This window comes from Paraglaciecola psychrophila 170 (assembly GCF_000347635.1).
Classification (GTDB): domain Bacteria; phylum Pseudomonadota; class Gammaproteobacteria; order Enterobacterales; family Alteromonadaceae; genus Paraglaciecola; species Paraglaciecola psychrophila.
The window spans coordinates 4,291,833-4,311,775 of the sequence record NC_020514.1 but is presented as its reverse complement, the minus strand read 5'-3'; the positions used below and the strand labels follow the sequence as shown (position 1 = coordinate 4,311,775).

Annotated in this window: 17 protein-coding genes; 13 read left to right on the top strand and 4 right to left on the bottom strand. The window is 41.1% G+C overall.

Features of this window, described 5'->3' with window-relative positions; genetic code table 11:
• Positions 1 to 31: 31 nt before the first annotated feature.
• Positions 32 to 886, bottom strand: a complete 855-nt coding sequence (locus C427_RS18805; RefSeq protein WP_007640890.1) for a LysR family transcriptional regulator — start codon at positions 884 to 886, stop codon at positions 32 to 34.
• Between the two features lie 186 nt (positions 887 to 1,072).
• Here C427_RS18805 and gcvT point away from each other — a divergent pair, with 186 nt between their 5' ends.
• From gcvT to C427_RS18755, 10 genes are all read left to right on the top strand, one after another.
• Positions 1,073 to 2,152 (top strand): glycine cleavage system aminomethyltransferase GcvT, encoded by a 1,080-nt coding sequence (gene gcvT / locus C427_RS18800; protein ID WP_034899900.1) that lies wholly within the window; start codon positions 1,073 to 1,075, stop codon positions 2,150 to 2,152.
• 49 nt (positions 2,153 to 2,201) lie between these two features.
• Positions 2,202 to 2,591: a glycine cleavage system protein GcvH gene (gene gcvH / locus C427_RS18795; RefSeq protein WP_007640892.1), complete on the top strand. Its 390-nt coding sequence runs from the start codon at positions 2,202 to 2,204 to the stop codon at positions 2,589 to 2,591.
• 133 nt (positions 2,592 to 2,724) lie between these two features.
• Positions 2,725 to 5,637 carry an aminomethyl-transferring glycine dehydrogenase gene (gene gcvP, locus C427_RS18790; protein WP_007640895.1) on the top strand — a complete coding sequence of 971 codons (2,913 nt, stop codon included), beginning with the start codon at positions 2,725 to 2,727 and terminating at the stop codon, positions 5,635 to 5,637.
• Positions 5,638 to 6,758: 1,121 nt separating this feature from the next.
• The gene (locus C427_RS18785) at positions 6,759 to 7,214 is read left to right on the top strand and encodes a (2Fe-2S)-binding protein (RefSeq protein ID WP_007640899.1); all 456 of its coding nucleotides are present in this window, start codon (positions 6,759 to 6,761) and stop codon (positions 7,212 to 7,214) included.
• A 34-nt stretch (positions 7,215 to 7,248) separates the two neighbouring features.
• Entirely contained in the window at positions 7,249 to 9,456 is a 2,208-nt protein-coding gene (locus C427_RS18780; protein WP_007640901.1) for a xanthine dehydrogenase family protein molybdopterin-binding subunit, read from the top strand.
• A 459-nt stretch (positions 9,457 to 9,915) separates the two neighbouring features.
• Entirely contained in the window at positions 9,916 to 10,671 is a 756-nt protein-coding gene (locus C427_RS18775; protein WP_007640902.1) for a MipA/OmpV family protein, read from the top strand.
• 167 nt (positions 10,672 to 10,838) lie between these two features.
• On the top strand, positions 10,839 to 11,081 hold the full coding sequence (locus C427_RS18770; RefSeq protein ID WP_226991227.1) for a hypothetical protein: 243 nt from the start codon (positions 10,839 to 10,841) through the stop codon (positions 11,079 to 11,081).
• A complete protein-coding gene (locus tag C427_RS18765) occupies positions 11,047 to 11,571 on the top strand; it encodes an efflux RND transporter permease subunit (RefSeq protein ID WP_081589045.1) in 525 nt (174 codons plus the stop codon). Before C427_RS18770 ends, C427_RS18765 begins: the two co-directional genes overlap by 35 nt.
• A gap of 2 nt (positions 11,572 to 11,573) precedes the next feature.
• Complete coding sequence (locus tag C427_RS18760; RefSeq protein WP_226991235.1) at positions 11,574 to 12,233, top strand: response regulator; 660 nt, start codon at positions 11,574 to 11,576, stop codon at positions 12,231 to 12,233.
• Positions 12,214 to 13,593, top strand: a complete 1,380-nt coding sequence (locus C427_RS18755; RefSeq protein WP_007640914.1) for a sensor histidine kinase — start codon at positions 12,214 to 12,216, stop codon at positions 13,591 to 13,593. The genes C427_RS18760 and C427_RS18755 overlap by 20 nt, the downstream gene beginning before the upstream one ends.
• 309 nt (positions 13,594 to 13,902) lie before the next feature.
• On the opposite strand, the gene C427_RS18745 is transcribed toward C427_RS18755, so the two are convergent.
• From C427_RS18745 to C427_RS18735, 3 genes are all read right to left on the bottom strand, one after another.
• Complete coding sequence (locus C427_RS18745) at positions 13,903 to 14,151, bottom strand: DUF2960 family protein (RefSeq protein ID WP_007640915.1); 249 nt, start codon at positions 14,149 to 14,151, stop codon at positions 13,903 to 13,905.
• 304 nt (positions 14,152 to 14,455) lie between these two features.
• A complete protein-coding gene (locus C427_RS26535; protein ID WP_041250466.1) occupies positions 14,456 to 14,710 on the bottom strand; it encodes a hypothetical protein in 255 nt (84 codons plus the stop codon).
• Positions 14,711 to 15,073: 363 nt separating this feature from the next.
• Positions 15,074 to 16,366 (bottom strand): TetR/AcrR family transcriptional regulator, encoded by a 1,293-nt coding sequence (locus tag C427_RS18735; protein WP_007640917.1) that lies wholly within the window; start codon positions 16,364 to 16,366, stop codon positions 15,074 to 15,076.
• A gap of 323 nt (positions 16,367 to 16,689) precedes the next feature.
• Between C427_RS18735 and C427_RS18730 the strand changes: the two genes are divergently transcribed.
• The 3 genes from C427_RS18730 (at position 16,690) to C427_RS18720 (ending at position 19,936) form a co-directional block, all read left to right on the top strand.
• Entirely contained in the window at positions 16,690 to 18,450 is a 1,761-nt protein-coding gene (locus C427_RS18730) for a class I adenylate-forming enzyme family protein (protein ID WP_007640919.1), read from the top strand.
• A 36-nt stretch (positions 18,451 to 18,486) separates the two neighbouring features.
• Positions 18,487 to 18,951, top strand: a complete 465-nt coding sequence (locus C427_RS18725) for a MaoC family dehydratase (RefSeq protein ID WP_007640920.1) — start codon at positions 18,487 to 18,489, stop codon at positions 18,949 to 18,951.
• 64 nt (positions 18,952 to 19,015) lie between these two features.
• Complete coding sequence (locus C427_RS18720; RefSeq protein ID WP_007640922.1) at positions 19,016 to 19,936, top strand: SDR family NAD(P)-dependent oxidoreductase; 921 nt, start codon at positions 19,016 to 19,018, stop codon at positions 19,934 to 19,936.
• Positions 19,937 to 19,943: the final 7 nt, after the last annotated feature.

The window sequence follows — 19,943 nt, the reverse complement described above, 5'->3', positions numbered from 1 at the left end:
AGTATCTACGGTTTTTTTGTTAAATACTAAATCAGTTAGATTGCGCTAATCTTGACTGAATAAATTCTGCTAATTTACCGCTAGCTTGCGGATGCTGTGACTTTCCACTCAATAAACATATCTTGATAGTGCCTAACTCTGGCAGATGATGATGCCGAATAATATCTAGTTGCTCGGGTACACTGCTTTTGGCCAAAGCGCTAATCCCTAATCCCTGCTTAATGGCGGCTGTGATGCCGCTTAAGTCTGCGTTAGTATAACTAATTCGCCACTGCCGGGTTTGCTGCTTTAATTTGCTGATGACGCGGCTTCTATACACACACCCAGCTGGCGCTAACACTAACGATAACGTTGCTTGTGGGATCGCTAGGCTTCGATCGCCTACCCACACTAACTCATCTATAAGCAATACTTGTCCGTCTACTTCAGTGGCGGGGTCGACGAGTGCCATCACAAGGTCAAAACCATTTAGCGCCTCATCCTCAAGCAAGGATTTACTCAATGCAGAGGTGACTTCCAGGGATACATCAGGATATAACTGTCCAAATTCTCCAATAATGCTGGGTAGTAAAGTGGTGGCAAATTCACTAGGAATACCCAGTCGTAGTCTGCCTTTTAATGACGCGGGTTGAAATTGGCGAAAAATACCGTCGTTTAAGTCCAGCATAGTGTGTGCTGTTTTATACACACTTAAACCGGCTTGATTAACGACCTGTCTTTGCCCTTGTTTGGTAAAAAGACGTTTTGACAATTGTTGCTCTAAGCGTTTCATTTGCAGACTGACTGCAGGTTGAGAAAGACCGAGTTTTTCGCCTGCTTTTGCATAGCCACCTAAATCGACAACAGTGACAAACGTGCGCAGGTTATCCAGAGAGAGTTGTTTCATTTAATCTAATCTTAGTTTCCTGAATGTGGGATAAGTCATTGTAAACAAGCCTATTAAATAAGACTTTTAAATGATTATTCGATTATTCATAAGAAATGTAAATGTAAACATTAAATATTTCAATTTGTTGTACATCATGGCTGTCACTATAATTCGATCATTGTTTAGCCACTGTCACATTATTTTATGCCTAATAAAACTGTTCTACATACCAAACATTTAGAAGCTGGGGCCAAGATGGTCGATTTTCACGGTTGGGAAATGCCCATTAATTATGGCTCACAGATAGAAGAGCATCATGCAGTTCGCAAAGACGCGGGTATGTTTGATGTATCGCACATGACCATAGTGGATGTAACAGGTAAAGATGCTCAGGCGTATCTACGTTTTTTATTGGCTAACGACGTGGTTAAACTTCAAGATAAAGGCAAGGCGTTGTATAGCGGTATGCTGAATGAAGCGGGTGGCGTGGTAGACGACCTGATCGTTTATTATTTCGACCAAACCAATTACCGTTTAGTGGTGAATTCTGCGACGCGCGAGAAAGATATGGATTGGTTGCTACTACAAGCCAACGCATTTGACGTTACCATCACCGAACGTCAAGAGTTCGCTATGATTGCCGTGCAAGGCCCTAATGCTAAAAGTAAAGCTGCTCAGTTATTTTCTGCCGCGCAAAAAGAAGCGGTAGAAGGCATGAAGGCCTTTTTTGGTGTACAGGCAGAAGATTTATTTATCGCCACCACTGGATATACAGGTGAAGCGGGTTACGAAATTATAGTTCCTGTTGCAGATGCTGCAGATTTCTGGCAAAAATTGCTAGATGTAGGCGTGGTACCTTGTGGTTTAGGTGCTAGAGATACGCTTCGTTTAGAAGCAGGCATGAATTTGTATAGCCAAGATATGGATGAGACTATCTCACCCTTGGCGGCTAATATGGCTTGGACTATTACATGGGAACCCAGTGATAGAAAATTTGTTGGCCGTGAAGCGCTAGAGCAGCAAAAATCAGCAGGCACAGACAAGCTAGTTGGCTTAGTGATGACCGAAAAGGGTGTATTACGCGCTGGTCAAAAAGTCCAAGTTAGCGGCGGTGAAGGCATCATTACTTCAGGTACATTTTCACCTACTTTAGGTCATAGTATCGCTATGGCACGTGTGCCTTCAACAGTTGGCGATAGCGCCGAAGTTGAAATACGCAAAAAGTGGGTTACAGTAAACGTGGTCAAACCTAGCTTTGTTAGAAATGGCAAAAGTGTTTTGTAGCCGACAAAATAAACATTCAAGATTAACAAAATAATTATTAGGAACAAACATGAGCAATATTCCAGCAGATTTACGTTACGCTTCAACTCACGAATGGGTGCGCCCTGAAGGTGGCGGTGTGTTTACTATCGGTATCAGCGACCATGCCCAACAATTATTAGGCGATATGGTGTTTGTAGAATTACCGGATGTCGGTGCTCAAGTTGGTACTGGCGATGACATTGCTGTTGCCGAGTCAGTTAAAGCCGCATCTGATGTGTATGCCCCCATCAGCGGTGAAATTCTAGAAGTCAACGCAGACCTAGAAGACGCACCAGAGCTAGTCAACTCTGACCCATATGGTGAGGGCTGGTTATTTAAGATCAGAGCCAAAGATCCAAAGGAAGTGGACGGCTTGTTTGATGCCGAAGCATATGAAGGCAACATCGAAGATGAGTAAAGTCTACTCATAAGGGAGGGCTATCAAGCCCTCAAACCGTTTTAAACATGATTGTAAAAAAGTGTGTGGGCAACATATTTTGTTCGCATTCTTTGTCATCACTTATTGTTCACATCAGGAATCCTAGCAAGCTATGTCATTATCGCATTTTTCATTATCAGAGCTTGAACAAAAGCAGGACTTTGTTCGTCGTCATATTGGTCCCAGTGAAGCAGAAATGGCAGAAATGCTTGCTTCAATTGGTGCAGAGTCGTTAGATGATTTAATGCAACAAACTGTGCCTGAAGGCATACGTTTACCTCAACCGTTGAAAGTGGGCGAAGCACAAACAGAAGCTGACGCCTTGGCCTATTTAAAAACAGTGGCTAGCAAAAACAAAGTCATGCGTTCTTTTATAGGAATGGGCTACTACGATACACTCACCCCTAATGTGATAAAGAGAAACGTATTAGAAAATCCAGGTTGGTATACCGCTTATACGCCTTACCAACCAGAAATTGCTCAAGGCAGACTAGAAGCCCTACTTAATTTTCAGCAAGCGACAATTGACCTTACTGGTATGGAACTAGCATCAGCTTCATTGTTAGACGAAGCCACTGCGGCAGCTGAAGCCATGGGATTAGCTAAACGCGTCTCTAAAAATCGCAATGCAAATATCTTTTTTGTGGCAGACGATGTGCACCCACAAACATTAGATGTAGTGCAAACTCGCGCAGATATGTTTGGTTTTGACATCGTTGTCGGTAAAGCTCAAGACGCCAGTCAGCACGATGTGTTTGGCGCACTATTACAATATCCTGGTACATCGGGCGCAGTAAATGATATCGCAGATATCATTGCTGCCGTGCAAGCCAATAAAGGCATAGTAGCAGTGGCCTCTGATTTACTTAGCTTGATTTTACTAAAACCACCTGGTGAAATGGGCGCTGATGTAGTACTGGGTAGTGCGCAACGTTTTGGTGTACCTATGGGTTACGGTGGCCCTCATGCTGCGTTTTTTGCCACCCGTGACAGTTACAAGCGTTCATTGCCAGGGCGTATCATCGGTGTGTCTAAAGATACCCGAGGTAAACCCGCTTTACGTATGGCACTGCAAACTCGTGAACAACATATTCGCCGCGAAAAAGCTAACTCGAACATCTGCACCGCACAAGTATTGTTAGCTAATATGGCGTCTTTCTATGCGGTTTATCATGGTCCACAAGGCTTAAAAACCATTGCTTCACGTATCCACCGTTTTGCAGACATTCTTGCTGCTGGTTTAGTCAAAGCAGGTTTTGAGCTAGCAAATAACACATGGTTCGACACGTTAACGGTTAATGTGAGCAGCAACAAACAACAGATAATTGATGCCGCTTTAGCCAACAACCTTAACTTGCGTACCGACGTTGATGGTTCGTTAGGCATAAGTATCGATGAAACAACTTCACGTGATGACCTGCAGGCCGTATATCAAGCGTTTGTTGGTGCTAATGTTGAACTAGATATCAACGCCTTTGATAAAGTTATTACCGATAACGGCAGTGATTCAATCCCAGAAAAGTTAGCCAGAACATCGGATTTCTTAACTCATCCAGTGTTTAACAGTTATCATTCTGAAACTGAAATGCTGCGTTATATCAAATCACTAGAAGACAAAGACCTAGCCTTAAATCACTCGATGATTTCGTTAGGTTCTTGCACCATGAAACTCAACGCCACCGCTGAGATGATCCCCGTGACATGGCCTGAGTTTGGTCAACTACACCCATTCTCACCTATTGAGCAAGCACAAGGTTACAAACAAATGCTTGATGAGCTTAGTGAATGGCTCATCGACATTACTGGCTACGATGCCTTGTCTATGCAACCCAACTCAGGTGCTCAAGGTGAATATGCAGGTTTGATCACTATTAAGAAATATCATGAGAGCAGGGGAGAAGGGCATCGTAATATCTGCTTAATCCCAAGTTCTGCCCACGGTACAAACCCAGCGTCAGCGCAAATGGTGAGTATGAAAGTGGTAGTCGTAAATTGCGATAAAGACGGCAACGTCGACCTAGTCGATTTACGCACTAAGGCCGCAGAAGTGGCCGATAACCTATCATGCGCTATGATCACCTACCCATCTACCCACGGTGTATACGAAGAAACTGTGCGTGAAATGTGTGACATAGTGCACGAATTTGGCGGTCAGGTGTATATGGACGGCGCCAATATGAATGCCCAAGTAGGCGTGACCTCACCAGGGTATATTGGCTCAGACGTGTCACACTTAAACCTACACAAAACCTTCTGTATTCCACACGGTGGTGGCGGTCCAGGTATGGGCCCAATAGGTGTTAAAGCCCACTTAGCGCCATTTTTACCTAATCACAAAATCATAGGTATTGAAAACGCAGGCGATGGCGAAGTACGTGAACACGGAGCTGTTTCAGCGGCACCTTGGGGAAGCGCTTCCATTTTACCAATTAGTTACATGTACATTAAAATGATGGGCAGTGCTGGCCTTAAAAAAGCCACCGAAGTCGCCATGCTCAACGCAAATTATGTGGCTGAAAAATTAACGTCCTACTATCCAGTGTTATATCGAGGACGCAACAACCGCGTAGCACACGAATGTATTATTGATTTACGTCCACTAAAAGAAAGCTCAGGTATTACCGAAGTCGATGTCGCCAAACGTTTGAACGACTACGGTTTCCACGCGCCTACTATGAGTTTCCCTGTAGCAGGCACGTTAATGATTGAACCTACAGAATCAGAAGCCAAAGCAGAACTTGACCGCTTTATTGAAGCTATGGTGAATATCCGCTTAGAAATCGCCAAAGTTGAGTCAGGTGAATGGAGTGCTACAGATAATCCATTACATAACGCACCTCACACCCTTGAAGACATTTGCGATAACAACTGGGATCGCAGTTATGACAGAAAGCTGGCTGCTTATCCTGTGGCTAGTGTGGCTAAGAATAAATTTTGGCCAACGGTTAATCGGATTGATGATGTGTTTGGGGATAGGAATTTGATGTGTAGTTGTCCGGATTTGGATAGTTATAGAGAGGATTAATTTCTTTTTTTTGAAAGGGTTTCAAACTTTCTTTGGGATTTGATGAAAACGAGCTTAGGCTCGTTTTTTTGTTTGTGGCTAAGCTGTTTATGCCCTATCGGGCACCTGCATCCATGCAGTTTTTCAAACGAATCCCTTCGTCCAACTTACTTTTTGCCTACAGCAGCAAAAAGTAAGCAAAAAGTGCCGCTCGAGGGCAATGCTCTTCATCCACTTATCTACTCATTTTTGCAGGTCGTAATAATTCGTTCCCGACGAGCTATTACTCAATCGCCTATCCTTGCGATTGACCTACAAAAATGAGTAGATAAGTGGCGAGCTTTGAGTCGAGGGGAGGTCAAAAGCATCGGCTTTGCCGACTAAAGGGGTTGCTTTGCAATTAATTATCATGGATGTCCTGTTAATTGCCCGTAACTATAAAAGCGCCACATCTGTGTGCAAGTTTACAGTTAACATATTGTTTGATTTTAAGATGGTACATATGCAATTATCCCCGGTTTCATTCAGATATAGCTTCACAGTTATATTACGAATGAATGCTCAAATTTGGATCTATTGAAAAAAAAGGGGTCAAGTTGCTTGCTTCACAATACTCTTGATCAATCCCTCAACTCGCGTCCTAAAGAAAAAAAAGTAATTAACATGGATGTCCTGATAATTAATGGAGTTGATGGTTGTTTAGTGTTCTTATAAGGACCGGTTGCTCCCTACGAATATATTCATTTCTCATATAATTTTTTTAATTTATACGCTTGTTAAAGTCTCATATTTCTAAAAATATTAAGCTATTCCTTTCCCCAACCTTACAAAAACGTTGATTCAATTTTGGATCGGTAAGTTTCGAGAAAGCATTGCTGTTCATAATGACAACATTCTGAACAACACAGCAGTTTAAAACATTATTGGGATAGAAAATATGATCTCAAATAAATTCGTTGGTACCTTATTACTTAGTGCGATCGCGATTACCGCTAGCACAGCCGCGCTAGCTGAAAGCCAGAAGATCTTTGGGGCTTAGGTTTTGGTGCAGTTATTACTGATCAAGGCCACATTGGTGTAAGCAATGAAGTAATGACGTTTTATTTTATCTATACTCTCAGATTAAATCGTAAGGAATAAGTATGTTTGAGCTTACCGTTAATGAACAAAAACATCGTGTTGATGTTGATGGGGATACGCCCTTATTGTGGGTGGTTCGGGAACAACTCAATCTTGTTGGAACAAAATTTGGTTGTGGTATCGCTCAATGCGGCGCCTGCACAGTTCATCTCGATGGCCAGCCTATTCGCTCATGTGTTACCCCTATTGCAGCAGTGGCAGGCAGAAGTATTACCACTATTGAAGGCATTGCAGATATCAAAACCGGTTTACATGCCGTGCAACAAGCTTGGATAGAAGAGCAAGTGCCTCAATGCGGATATTGTCAGTCAGGCCAAATCATGTCGGCAGTCGCCTTACTCGACAGCAACCCCAAGCCAAGCGATGCCGATATAGATAATGCAATGAGTGGCAATGTGTGTCGCTGCGGTATGTATGGTCGTATCAAGTCAGCCATCAAGAAAACCTCTGCTGTCTAGACGGTTTACGCAAAACAATACAGGAGAGCAGAATATGGGTAAGTTGACCAGAAGAGCGTTTCTAACCGCTGGTGTAATCGCAGGCGGTGGCTTGTTAGTTGGCGTGACAGTAGGCTTTGCTATTAGGCCTGGGCATCGTACTCCCGAGTTGGCTAAGTTCATGCAAAAAGATGGCGAAGTATTGATCAATGCGTGGGTTAAATTACTACCAGATAACACTATTTCAGTCATTGTTCCTCATGCAGAAATGGGTCAAGGAGCACATACTGCACTACCCATGATGTTGGCCGATGAAATGGATGCGGATTGGTCTAAAGTCTCGATGGAACAGGCACCAGCTCATAATGAATACGCCAATTTTCATATTGCTCGTGATGTTGTGTTACCTGGTAAAGTGCCAGGGTATTTGAACGACACTGTTGATGGTGTCTTTTTAACCGTCACTCAACAGTTGGGTCTGCAAATTACGGGGGGCAGTTATTCAGTCAGGGCAACGGGTGTCAGAGGAATGCGCGTTGCAGGCGCGGCCGCCAGAGAATTATTAATGAATGCGGCAGCAAAAAAATGGCAAGTACCCGTCGCAGAAATTCGCAGTGAGAACAGTTATTTGTATCATGACGCAAGTAATAAATCGGCGCCCTACATTGACTTTGCCGCTGAAGCCGCCTCACATAAAGGCGAGACGTTTCCCACCTTAAAATCCCCTGAGCAGTTTAAGATTATGGGACAGGAGTCAATTCAGCGTTTTGATATTCCCGCCAAAGTTGATGGTACCGCTAAGTTTGGTATTGATGTTGTGCTACCCAATATGAAATATGCCACGGTTAAAACATCACCTGTTTTTGGCACAACGCTTTCTTCCATGGACGCATCTGATGCAGAAACCATGAAAGGGGTTATCAAAATTGTGAAGCTTGATAACGGTGTGGGTGTCATAGCCGACAGTTATTGGCAGGCCAAAAAAGCGATTGCAAAAATTAAGCTCAACTTTACTGAGAATCAAGCCAACGAGACGAACTCAGCGACACTTTTTAATCAGTTCCGAGCGGACATGGACCAAGCTGTTGTTGATGGTGATGAGCAAGAAGATTATGCAATTGGCGATGCCCGTAAAGTACTAAAACAGGCTGCAAATATTATTGAGGCAGAATATCAGGTGCCTTACCTTGCTCATGTAACAATGGAACCAATGAATTGCACTGCATGGGTTCATGATGGCCAAGTAGAGCTGTGGTCAGGTGTACAAAATCCCTTAGGGACCAAAAATTCGATTGTGGATAACTTTGGTTATGAACAAGAGCAGGTCTCGGTCAATAACATGTATCTTGGTGGCGGTTTTGGACGACGTGGACGTCCCGACTACACAATTCAAGCTGTCGCACTGGCTACCGCCTTACCTGGTGTACCGGTCAAAATGATTTGGTCACGAGAGGAAGATGTGCAACATGATCTTTATCGTCCAGCACTACTGAGTCGATTTAAGGCCTCCTTAAATGCGCAGGGCTTACCCGAGGCTTGGGAGAATCAATTTGTTGATAAACACGAACCCGTTGAAGCACCCTATATTCCGTACTCGATTGCCAATAAATATATTCATTACGTAGACAGTCCCACCCATGTACCATTTGGTCCTTGGCGGAGTGTCGACCATTCACAACACGCTTTTTTTACTGAATCGTTTATTGATGAACTAGCTGCAGCTGCAGCTGTTGACCCCTATAAGTATCGTCGTAAATTGCTCGACGCTGAGCCTCGATATCAAACGGTATTAGATACTGCCGCAAAGATGGCCAATTGGGGCAAGACGATGCCTGATGGATGGGGGCAAGGCATAGCACTACACGCTTGTTTTGGTTCGATAGTGGCACAGGTTGTCGATTTAGACTTATCAAACGGTACACCACGTGTTGATAAGGTTTATTGTGCCGCGGATCCTGGTTATGCGGTTAGCCCGAATGGTTTTAGGGCGCAAATGGAAAGCGGTATTAACTGTGGTTTGAGTGCAGCCTTGTATGGTGAGGTGACCATCAAGGACGGCGCCGTAGAGCAAAGTAATTTCCATGACTACCCAGTGATGCGTATGAACGCATCTCCTGATATTGAAGTAACGATCATCAACAGTGGTGAAGACATCGGCGGTGGTGGCGAACCTGGTACGCCCCCAATTGCCCCCGCACTGACAAATGCAATTTTTGCGGTAACAGGCAAACGAATTCGAAAGTTGCCAGTAAGCTTGGCTTAATGTGGTCTGTCCGCGGTTAACCTTATTAATTGCGCTGTTTGCCTTGTTGAGCTTCATCTGGTGTCTGAAAATTAGTTATGTATTTACGTCATATTTTGGTAAAAGTGCCGTTGTTAACAACTGAGTTAACCGTATCCTCTAGCAAAAAACGGTAATATTGTTTTGGGGATTTTGTGTGAATTCCAAGGATTGCCATCTTAACGCTATGAAAATAAGGAGCTTTAACGATAGTTGTATCGTCTGCATTACTATCGGCTAAGCCTGCATAAGTGTAGTGTGCCTTTAATTTATATGCTTTTTAAAGTCTCATATTTCTAAAAATATTAAGCTATTCCTTTCCCCAACCTTACAAAAACTTTGATTCAATTTTGGATCGGTAAGTTTCGAGAAAGCATTCCTGTTCATAATGGCGACATTACGAACAACACAGCAGTTCAAAACTTTATTGGGATAGAAAATATGATGTCAAATAAATTCGTTGGTACCTTATTACTTAGTACGATCGCCATTACCGCTAGCACCGCAGCGCTAGCTAAAAAGCCAGAAAATCTTTGGGGCTTAGGTTTAGGTGCAGTTATTAGTGATCAAGGCTACATTGGTGTAAGCAATGTAGTAACGCCAGTACCTGTGATTTACTACCAAACAGAAAACTTCCAGCTACTTGGTCCAAATTTTAGTTACAAGTTGGCTGGAATGAGCGACCTAACATTTAGTATTACCGGGCAACTGCGCTTTGACGGCTTTGAGGAAGATGATAGCGATGTTTTTATTGGTATGGACGATCGTTCAGGCTCATTTGATTTAGGCTTGTTAGTAGATTACGAAACAAATTTAGGCGATTTTTCAGCTGAATTTATTACTGATGCTACAAACGAACACAAAGGTAATGAATTTAGCTTAACTTATTCAAAATCATACGATTTTGAAACCTATAGTATAAAGCCTTACCTTACATTGACTAGACAAAGTGAAGATATTATTGATTATTACTACGGTGTTCATGCTAACGAAGTTACTCAAAATCGTGCGCTTTATCTTGGAGAAGCGACGACCAACGCCGAAATTGGTGTTCAGGCGAATTGGCGAGTAGGGCAACATCATAATTTTATTACTTATGCATCTCACACCGTATACGGTAGTGAAATTAAAGACAGCCCACTGATTGATGCTTCAGGTAGTGTCAATGTAATACTGGCTTATATGTATGTTTTTTAATAAAGCCTATTTTCAATGTTCATTTCAATTTAGGGGTTAATGTTAGTAATGTTGCTTGTATTATAAACCTGTAGTGATGATATATAACGTAGCAGCAGAGTTAGATACTTTGAGCTCATCAAGATATCAGCCGTGCCGATACTAATTACATCATGAATACTGTGGTAATGAATAATCAAGGACAAACTTTCCCTTTCAGATTATTTGCCCAACAACACTTTTCAGGTCAAGCTCCACGACTAATGCGCTGGAAAGGTTTTAATAGTAATGTTGTTAAAGCTGATGTAAAACCTGGCTTTGAAACCGCTAGTATGATTAAAAGTTTAATCTCTCAGCATGAAAAAGTGGCTGAAAAGCATCAAATAACATTAGAGTTTGGCGCAGAAGCAGAAGAAAGTTCAAGCATCTAATGATGCGCTATTAAAAACTTTACCCTTTGGTGCTATTTTATTGTTTTCGGCGCTAATACTGCAATTTAACTCATTCAGAATTGCTGGCCTTATTATGCTAACAATTCCGCTCGCTTTGATAGGCGTAAAGCCAACCCTAGCTATTGTTGGGGTTAACTTTGGTTTTATGTCAGTACTTGGGCTTTTAGCATTAACGGGCATTGTAGTAAATGCCGCCATTATATTAATTGATACGGTATTGATAAAAATTAAAGTAGAAAACTATTCGTTAATCACCGCCATTGAATTAGCAACCAAAGAGAGATTTCGACCCGTACTATTAACTGCTTGGACGATCCCGCTAACATCACCATCAAGCCCATTTTGGCCACCAATGGCATTGACTATTATCGGTGGCTTAATTACATCCACAATTTTAACGTTAATCGTTTTGCCCGCATGTTTAAAATTAACTCTAAACAAAGAGAAAATTAGAGGTAATAAAGTTTGAGAGTGTTAATCACAGAAGACAATGGTGAGCTGGCTGAATTTATTCAAGAAGCGCTTACGCAAGAAAGCTATTTATCTGATATTGCCAGAAGCGGAGGCGAGTTAAAGCTATATTTACAAAAAACTAGCTACGCTGCCATTATTCTTGATTTAGGCTTGCCTGATATGGATGGTATCGAGGTATTAAAAAACTTACGTCGGACTCGAAATATGGTGCCCATACTCATTTTAACCGCCAGAGGTGGAGTCCAAGATCGCATTAAAGGCTTGGATCATGGGGCTGATGATTACCTAATAAAACCTTTTGCTATTGATGAGCTTATTGCTAGGTTACGTGCTCTGCTTCGGCGTCCAAGCGAACTGTCTAACACTAAGCTTGATACGGGTAATGTTAGTCTCGATATTATATCCAAATCAGTCATTGTTAATGGTAACAATGTAATCATGGGGAAAACAGAAGTGGCAATTCTAGAGCACTTTATGTGGAACTCAGGCCTAACTGTGTCAAAAGAGTCTTTGGAAGATATGGTTTACCAAGATGGTTATACATTAACAGAAAATGCGCTGCAAGTAGCTGTGCATAGAGTACGAAAAAAACTTTCTGAAGCTGGCGCTACACCAGTTATTTCAACAATAAGAGGAGTTGGCTATCTTTTTAAGTAAAATTATATCTAGGCAATCTATTGCCTTTAAGTTGTTGGTCTACTTTGTTTCATCGGGTACCATTTTATTTGGCTTGTTGTTAATTATGTTTCTTTCTGTTTCTGAGCGATACGCTCAAATAACCATTGAAAGTAATATGTATGGTTTAACTGAACAAATGGCAGCTTCTCTCTATATTGATAACTCAGGAAGTATTAAGCTTGATGATTCTGAAATGGTAATGAAATGGGGCTTTGATGCCTTATTTTCAAACTTAGGTTACCGACTCATTGAAATTGACACGCAAAATATAGCGTTACTTTCTGCACCTAGAGACACACAAGGTGCTATTTTTAACAATGTTAGCTTAGATATTCCACAGAAATATTACAACATTCCAAATAGCAATACGAGTGTTTATCGAACAGAAATAATAATCGCGGATAAACATTATTATTTTGATGTTGCGCGAAGTGATTTACTTGCTCAACTTGCCAATGAGGCGGTAGAGCCGAGCATAGTTGATGTTGCAACTACAGTCATCTTCATGACTTTTATTGTTTTTTTGTCAGTTAGTGTTATAGCCATCAAACTTATTGTCAAACCATCAAGTCTTTTAACACAGCAAATTAAGCATATAAAACCTGAAGATTTGCACAAGCGAATTGATGTAGAAAATATACCGAGTGAGCTATTGCCCATAGCTAACGCCATGAACGATGCACTTGATCGAGTTGAAGGCAGTTTCGAGCAACAAAAACGATTTATTGCTGATGCCGCCCACGAGCTACGCACTCCGTTAACCATATTATTAAACCGCTTAGAGCTAAAAACTCCTTCATCTACAATTAAAAACGAGCTTGTAAACGATATCCAGTTTATCTCTCGAATCGTTGAACAATTACTTGATTTATCACGCGCACAGAATATGAATATTGCCCAAGTTTCAACATTTAAACTTAGTTACGTAGTAAAAAACGTTTGCTCTCATATTGCCCCCATCGCGATAGACAAAAATCATGACCTTGAACTGGTCGTTGAAAATGAAAATAGCACTGTAGACGTTGATGAAGGTGAGCTAACAGTTATCGTTAAGAATCTGTTGGAAAATGCCATAAAACACACGTCCGCAGGTGGTAAAATTAAAGTAACTGTTTCTAATAAGTTAATCACCGTTGAAGATTCAGGCAACGGGATACCTGAAGTATTTCATCAGCAAATATTTGAACGATTTTGGCGTGAAAATCAATCCGATAGAAAGGGCAGTGGTTTAGGCTTAGCAATAACCAAAGAGCTAGTAAGTCATTATAACGCCAGCATACGCGTGAGTAATGACTCAACCTTTGGTGGTGCAAAGTTCGCCGTAGAGTTTTATCAATAAATCCGATTACTTCTTTACTGTACAGTTATAATAACCGGTCATAACAACACAAAAAAATAACAGGGTCAGAGTCAAATAAAACTCGTAACATGTTGATTTTAATTGATAATAAATAAATTGCGACCTGCGTGGTCAGTATCTTTTGGATCAGCAAGGGGTGTGCATTATGCACATCCCTGTGTCTAAGCCTTAGGCCAGCCAATACTGTGCCAATCGGCTTTCCTGTCGATTTGTTGATGCTCGCTATAATCTTAACTGCAGCACCACTACTGCTCACGATACTATTGAGTGCATGAGCAAAAACGACCATCATTCTTGGCCATTTTTTAAGAAGTATAATTCAGTAAAACCCATTTTTACAAATTCGGCATCTCTAAAATTTCTTACGGTCGCTTTGCCTTTACTGATTGTGGCAACTCGCTGCTCAGTTTGCAAAAAGTGGGTAAGGTCTAGTCCTTCAGCATCGGCCACTGCCTCATGCATATTGCGATAGCGGCTGTAAGAAAAACTTATTTCCTTTGCCACACCATTAAACTTATAACGTACTTTATGGGTCATTTTGTACTCACGTGGGTCTATCAATTGCGAAAACTATTTGACCGCCATTATAAACTCAAATAGCGGTGCTTATTCAATAAGCTTAACAAAAAGTATTATCGCGTAGAGCCCCATTAACTAAACAACGCCTTTATATACCCAAGTGACCTCAAAAAGTACAGTTCAGCGGGAATTCAAATCATCAAATACAAGGCATTTGTGTTGAGGTATAACAATTAACAAGCCACCCAGACCTGCGGGGTCAGTTTCGTTGAAAATTATTTTGTAAGACTGCCATGATAATTTCTCATCAAAAAAAGAGTGGTTATAACTCTTTAGTTCCAATCTCTGGTGGCTCTGCCACTGCTTTTTCCGCATTTAAAGTTTCAGCTAAAAATGGCTTATTCTTGGGCAAATGGCAAATGGCAAGCGGACGCCGCGCGGGACGCCATTTGAGTGGAGCTTGAAGGGATACATTCGTAACGACAACGCGGTTGGCGCCCATAAATAAGCCATTTTTTGCGGTTAAAAATTTTAGTGGCGAGCGGCTTTCTTTGCTTACTTTCTTGAGCTGTAGCAAGAAAGTAAGTCAGGCAGCAGGGATGCTGTTTGAAATCTGGATTGGATTCCAGTAACTATCGGGGGCAATACAAAGCTAAATTAACTCTTACGGTATCCACGAAGCTAAAGACACCCATTTTAAAATACAAGTAAAATACAAGGACACCCATCGTAATTAATTTAAAATTTTTACGATGGGTGTCTCTGTAAATATGCGATGGCTGTCTCTGCAAATATGTCCGTAAATATGTCATATAATTTGTGACTTTAATTAAGACTGTGACTAAATTAACAAGGGAAAGCGAATCATCATTGATCCGCTTTTTTGCCTTCTAAATATTGCGAAGTAGTTAAACGTTGTCTTGATTGTTGCTGCGAGTCATTAAAAATTGTCTGAGTAATGCTGAGTTGCAATGCCATTAAAAAAGATATGAAAGAAGTCTGCTGAGTCTCCTAAAACGTTATCTTCACTGATGGAGTCACCAAGATCAGGAATTGACTCAATAGCACCTGCGATAATGTTTTTTGCCACCAGTAAATCTACTTGTTTAATGCTTTTATCTTCTATGCCTAGTTGGATGATATTGCCAAAGAGGTCTCTTATTTTACTGGTAGTGATTTCCATTTCTTGTCTTTTATCAATCTCTAAAGACCACATTCTGGCATATCGAATTAAAGGGCCTTGTTCACCTACCTGAATACTAAAGAGTTTCTGTGCAGCGTAAGCTAATTTTTCTAAGCCATTGTTATCTATCGCTAATGAGTCTTCCAATACCTGACTTTCAATATTAATAGTACGCTCAAAACACTTGATAAGCAGATCATCTTTATTTTTTATGTGGTAGTAAAAAGCACCTTTGGTGACACCTAGTGATTGAGCTAATTCATCTAAAGATGTGCCTTTAAATCCTTTTTGATTGAAAAATATCGAACCAACACGATAGAAGGCTTCCTGCTTTATTTTATTTTGTTGGTTTCTATCAAAGCCTGCAGGAGCCACTTGTTCTTTGGCAAGGTCAGTTACAGTAAAACTTAATGCCGAGGTTTGATTATTTAAGCCATATTTAATGATAGATAACCACTGCTGGTAAGCGTCCTCTCGGCTTTCATCTTTAATTGAGTGCAACCAAACAGGAAGCCAAAATATGGCACCCCATAGGGCACTAGCTGTCTTAGCGGGGTGCACGTTTTGAATGCTGCCGTCGATTTGACCTTGCTCTATTAACTGCATCACTTGCATCACGAATGTGCGAATAAATTCAGAAATCTCTGTTTTATGTTGGCTTGATAAAGAGGATATTTCAGTGAAACCGGCCAGATGACCACGGCTGCCATTAATAATGCCGTTTAAGCAGTCGAAATTTAATCGCAATAGGTGTTCTATTTTGTTCATTGCAGAGCCGTCAGTACCCTTTGCACTGGTTATCATGGCTTGCAGCTCAATACATGTGTTTAAGTAACATTGATGAACTAGTTCTTCTTTATTTTTTGCATAATAATAAAGGCTGGTTTTCGTCAAGTTAAGTTTGTCAGCAATCTGAATTAATGTTGTGCCACGGGTGCCATAAACATTAAATAGCTCTGAAGCAGCAGATAATATCGTTCTGTACTTTTGATCATGCTGATTTGTTTTACTAAAAGGTGAGCTTATTTTTTTGTTTTGCAATGGGGGCATATCTATCGTTTAGACCTAGTCAATAATTATACTCAATGTTCAATTTTGAGTGTATGTTATCTATTTTGAATGCACAACGACTAGGTCACATTAAGACATTTCTTTATTATCTTACAATTTTTCACTGACAATATTTTATTCAATAAAATATAAACATAGATAACAACTGATTAACTTTAAGCTCTAAATACTTGATAGATATATAAACATACTGTAAGTTCAAATTATTGAATTCTCGATCTATAATTTCTAACTAAAGCGGTGTAATTGTTATCGACTATTGCTTTGAGATGAATTCGGTCATTTGCTGGAATATAGAAATAATGCTGCAAAATCAGGATATTTTAATTGATCAGGCTTCTGCGAAATCAGTGGTGAAGGAAATTTATAATATTACAGCCCCTAAAGGGGCCTTTGAGGTCTTCAACAAGGTACGAAACGGTGTCACTTATCCAGCATTTTTGACATTACCCAATAATTTGGGAGACATGTTTAAAAAGGCTGCTGATACACATGGGCAAGTTGACTTTTTGGTATATCAGGATGAACGTTACAGCTTTGAAGCGTTATACCAACTAGCCCTATCTTTTCGTGAAGTGTTAAGAGACCAATACGATATAAAAAGAGGCGATAAAGTGGTCATCGCTATGCGTAATTATCCGGAATGGATAGTTTCTTTCATGGGCATCACTATGCTTGGGGCTGTGGCTGTGCCTATTAATGCATGGTGGTCGCAACAAGAGTTGTTGCATGTTATTCAGCACTCTCAGGCTTTGCTGGTGATAACAGACGATAAACGTTACGACATACTTCAAGCGTCACTTCAACAAATTAACCTGCCGTGTCTGATAGCTAGGCCTAATGAGCAACAAGGCAATGATTTGTGTTTGATGCGCAAGATCAAAAGTTTTATCGCAAGTCACACCCAAAACAAAACCTATATTAATCCCACCAAAGCTACAATTTCATCAGACGATGTTCTACTTAACGATACTGCCAGCATATTTTATACCTCTGGTTCTACCGGTTTACCCAAAGGTGCAGTTTCCACCCATGAAAGTATATTAACCGCCTTAAATACTTGGCTTATGCTGGGGGCCGCCGCGGGTATAGCTAATGGTACTGCGAATGTTGATCCTGCATATCCTCCAGCAGCATTGATGACAGTGCCGCTATTCCATGTGACGGGTTGTCACACTTTGTTTTTGTTATCTTTGCTGATTGGTCGTAAAACGATAATGATGCCTTATTGGGATGCTGAACTGGCCTTAATACTTATCGAAAAAGAACGTGTGACATATTTTAACGGTGTGCCCACTATGTCTATGGAGTTGATGAATCACCCACAAAAACACCAATATGATTTAACGTCATTATTGGACATTTGTGCGGGTGGCGCGGCAAGAGCCCCCGAACATGTTCGAAAAATATGTCAGTCGTTTGTCCAAGGTAACCCGAGCTGTGGATACGGCCTAACTGAAACCAATGCATTGGGCGCAGTCAATGGTCCAGTTGAGTATTTAGCCAAACCAACAAGTGCAGGTTTACCTACACCGCCTATTGTCGATGTGCAGATTTTTAACGATGCTAATCAATTATTGCCTCAAGGCCAGGTGGGTGAAATTGCGATAAAAAGTATTGCTAATATTAGTGGTTATTGGCGAGATAATGCGGCAACAGACGCTGCTTTTTCAAATGGGTATTTTAAGACGGGTGATCTTGGTTTTTTAGATGAAGACGGATTTATTTATATTGTGGACAGGATCAAGGATATTATTATTCGAGGTGGTGAAAACATATCTTGTTTTGAGGTTGAATCTGCACTGTATAAACATAATCAAGTGATTGAAACCTCTGTATTTGCTTTACCTGACCCTCGTTTGGGCGAAGTGCCTGGTGCAGTTGTTTATGTTAAAAATATCAAAGAAATTGATGAAGATAGCCTGAGCTCATTTCTCACTAGTTTAATTGCCCACTTTAAAGTGCCCAGTAAAATTTGGCTGGTTGACCAAAAGTTACCCCGTTTAGGCTCGGGTAAAATTGACAAGCGAGGGTTGAAAACCCATTATCAGAAATTGCTCTAAAGCATACTGGCAAGTAAACAGAGGTAGAAATTTTCCATGACAATCACAATGCAAGCAAAAGATTTAACTGACTATGTTGGCAAAAAGACCGGCGTGTCACGCTGGTTTACTATTACTCAAGAGCAAATAGATATCTTTGCTGATGCGACTCACGATCATCAATTTATTCATATTGACCCCGTTAAGGCAAAGCAGACGCCTTTTGGCAGCACTATTGCCCATGGCTTTTTATCCCTCTCTTTGTTGTCGGCCGTTGCCTACGACGCTGGGGTGAATATTACAAATACTCTGATGGGATTAAATTATGGTTTTGACAAAATTCGGTTTTTACATCCTGTAAACGTCAACAGTAAAATTCGGGGGCATATGGTATTGGCTCATGTGCTTGAAAAGAGACCTGGGCAATTCTTACTCACTTGGGATGTCAGCATTGAAATCGAATCAGTCGATAAACCTGCATTAACTGCACAGTGGTTAACTATGACTATCATTAATCCGTAAAATACTCGTACGCTCGCCTTATCGATTAGCCCTTTACATTAACCCTTTAATATTTGAGAACCTTATGACAATTAGATACGACAACCAAGTAGCAATAGTGACAGGCGCAGGCGCAGGTTTAGGCCGCTCTCACGCATTGGCTTTAGCAGCAAGAGGTGCAAAAGTGGTGGTCAATGATTTGGCCGCAACAGATGGCTCAATGTCTGAAGGGTCTTTAGCTGTAGTAGCAGAAATTGAGAAGGCGGGTGGTGAAGCAATGGTTAATGGTGCCAACGTTGCCAACATGCAACAAGTGCAAACCATGGTCGAGCAGGCGATGGAAAAATGGGGCCGAATCGATATTTTAGTCAACAATGCTGGCATATTAAGAGATAAATCTTTTGCTAATATGCCTATCGAAGACTTTCAACTCGTTATTGATGTGCATCTCATGGGGGCGGCTAATTGCACTAAAGCAGTGTGGGGTATCATGAAGCAACAAAACTATGGTCGTATTGTCATGACTACTTCTTCTTCAGGATTATACGGTAACTTTGGTCAGGCAAACTACGGTGCTGCCAAAATGGCTGTAGTGGGTTTAATGAACACGCTGTGTATTGAAGGTCAAAAAAATAATATTCAGGTCAATTGTTTATCACCTACAGCCCGAACAGCCATGACAGAAGAACTGATTAAAGACAAACGTGTATTGGAACTTATGACAGTAGAATCGGTTACTACTGGGTTGTTAGCATTAGTGGCAGAAAACGCACCTAATCGCACTATTTTAGGCTGCGGGGCAGGGGGATACGCCAGAGCAATTATTAAAGAAACTGACGGTATTTATTTATCACCCGAGCAACAAACGCCAGAAAACTTGTTAGCCAGTTGGGATGCACTTGAAGACCAAACTAAAGCAGAAGAACTAAAAGCTGGCTGGATGCAAACCAATAAATATGTCGCTAAAGCGGCAGCCTCATTGGGTGTCGATTTGAGTGCTAATTAATGCTTTG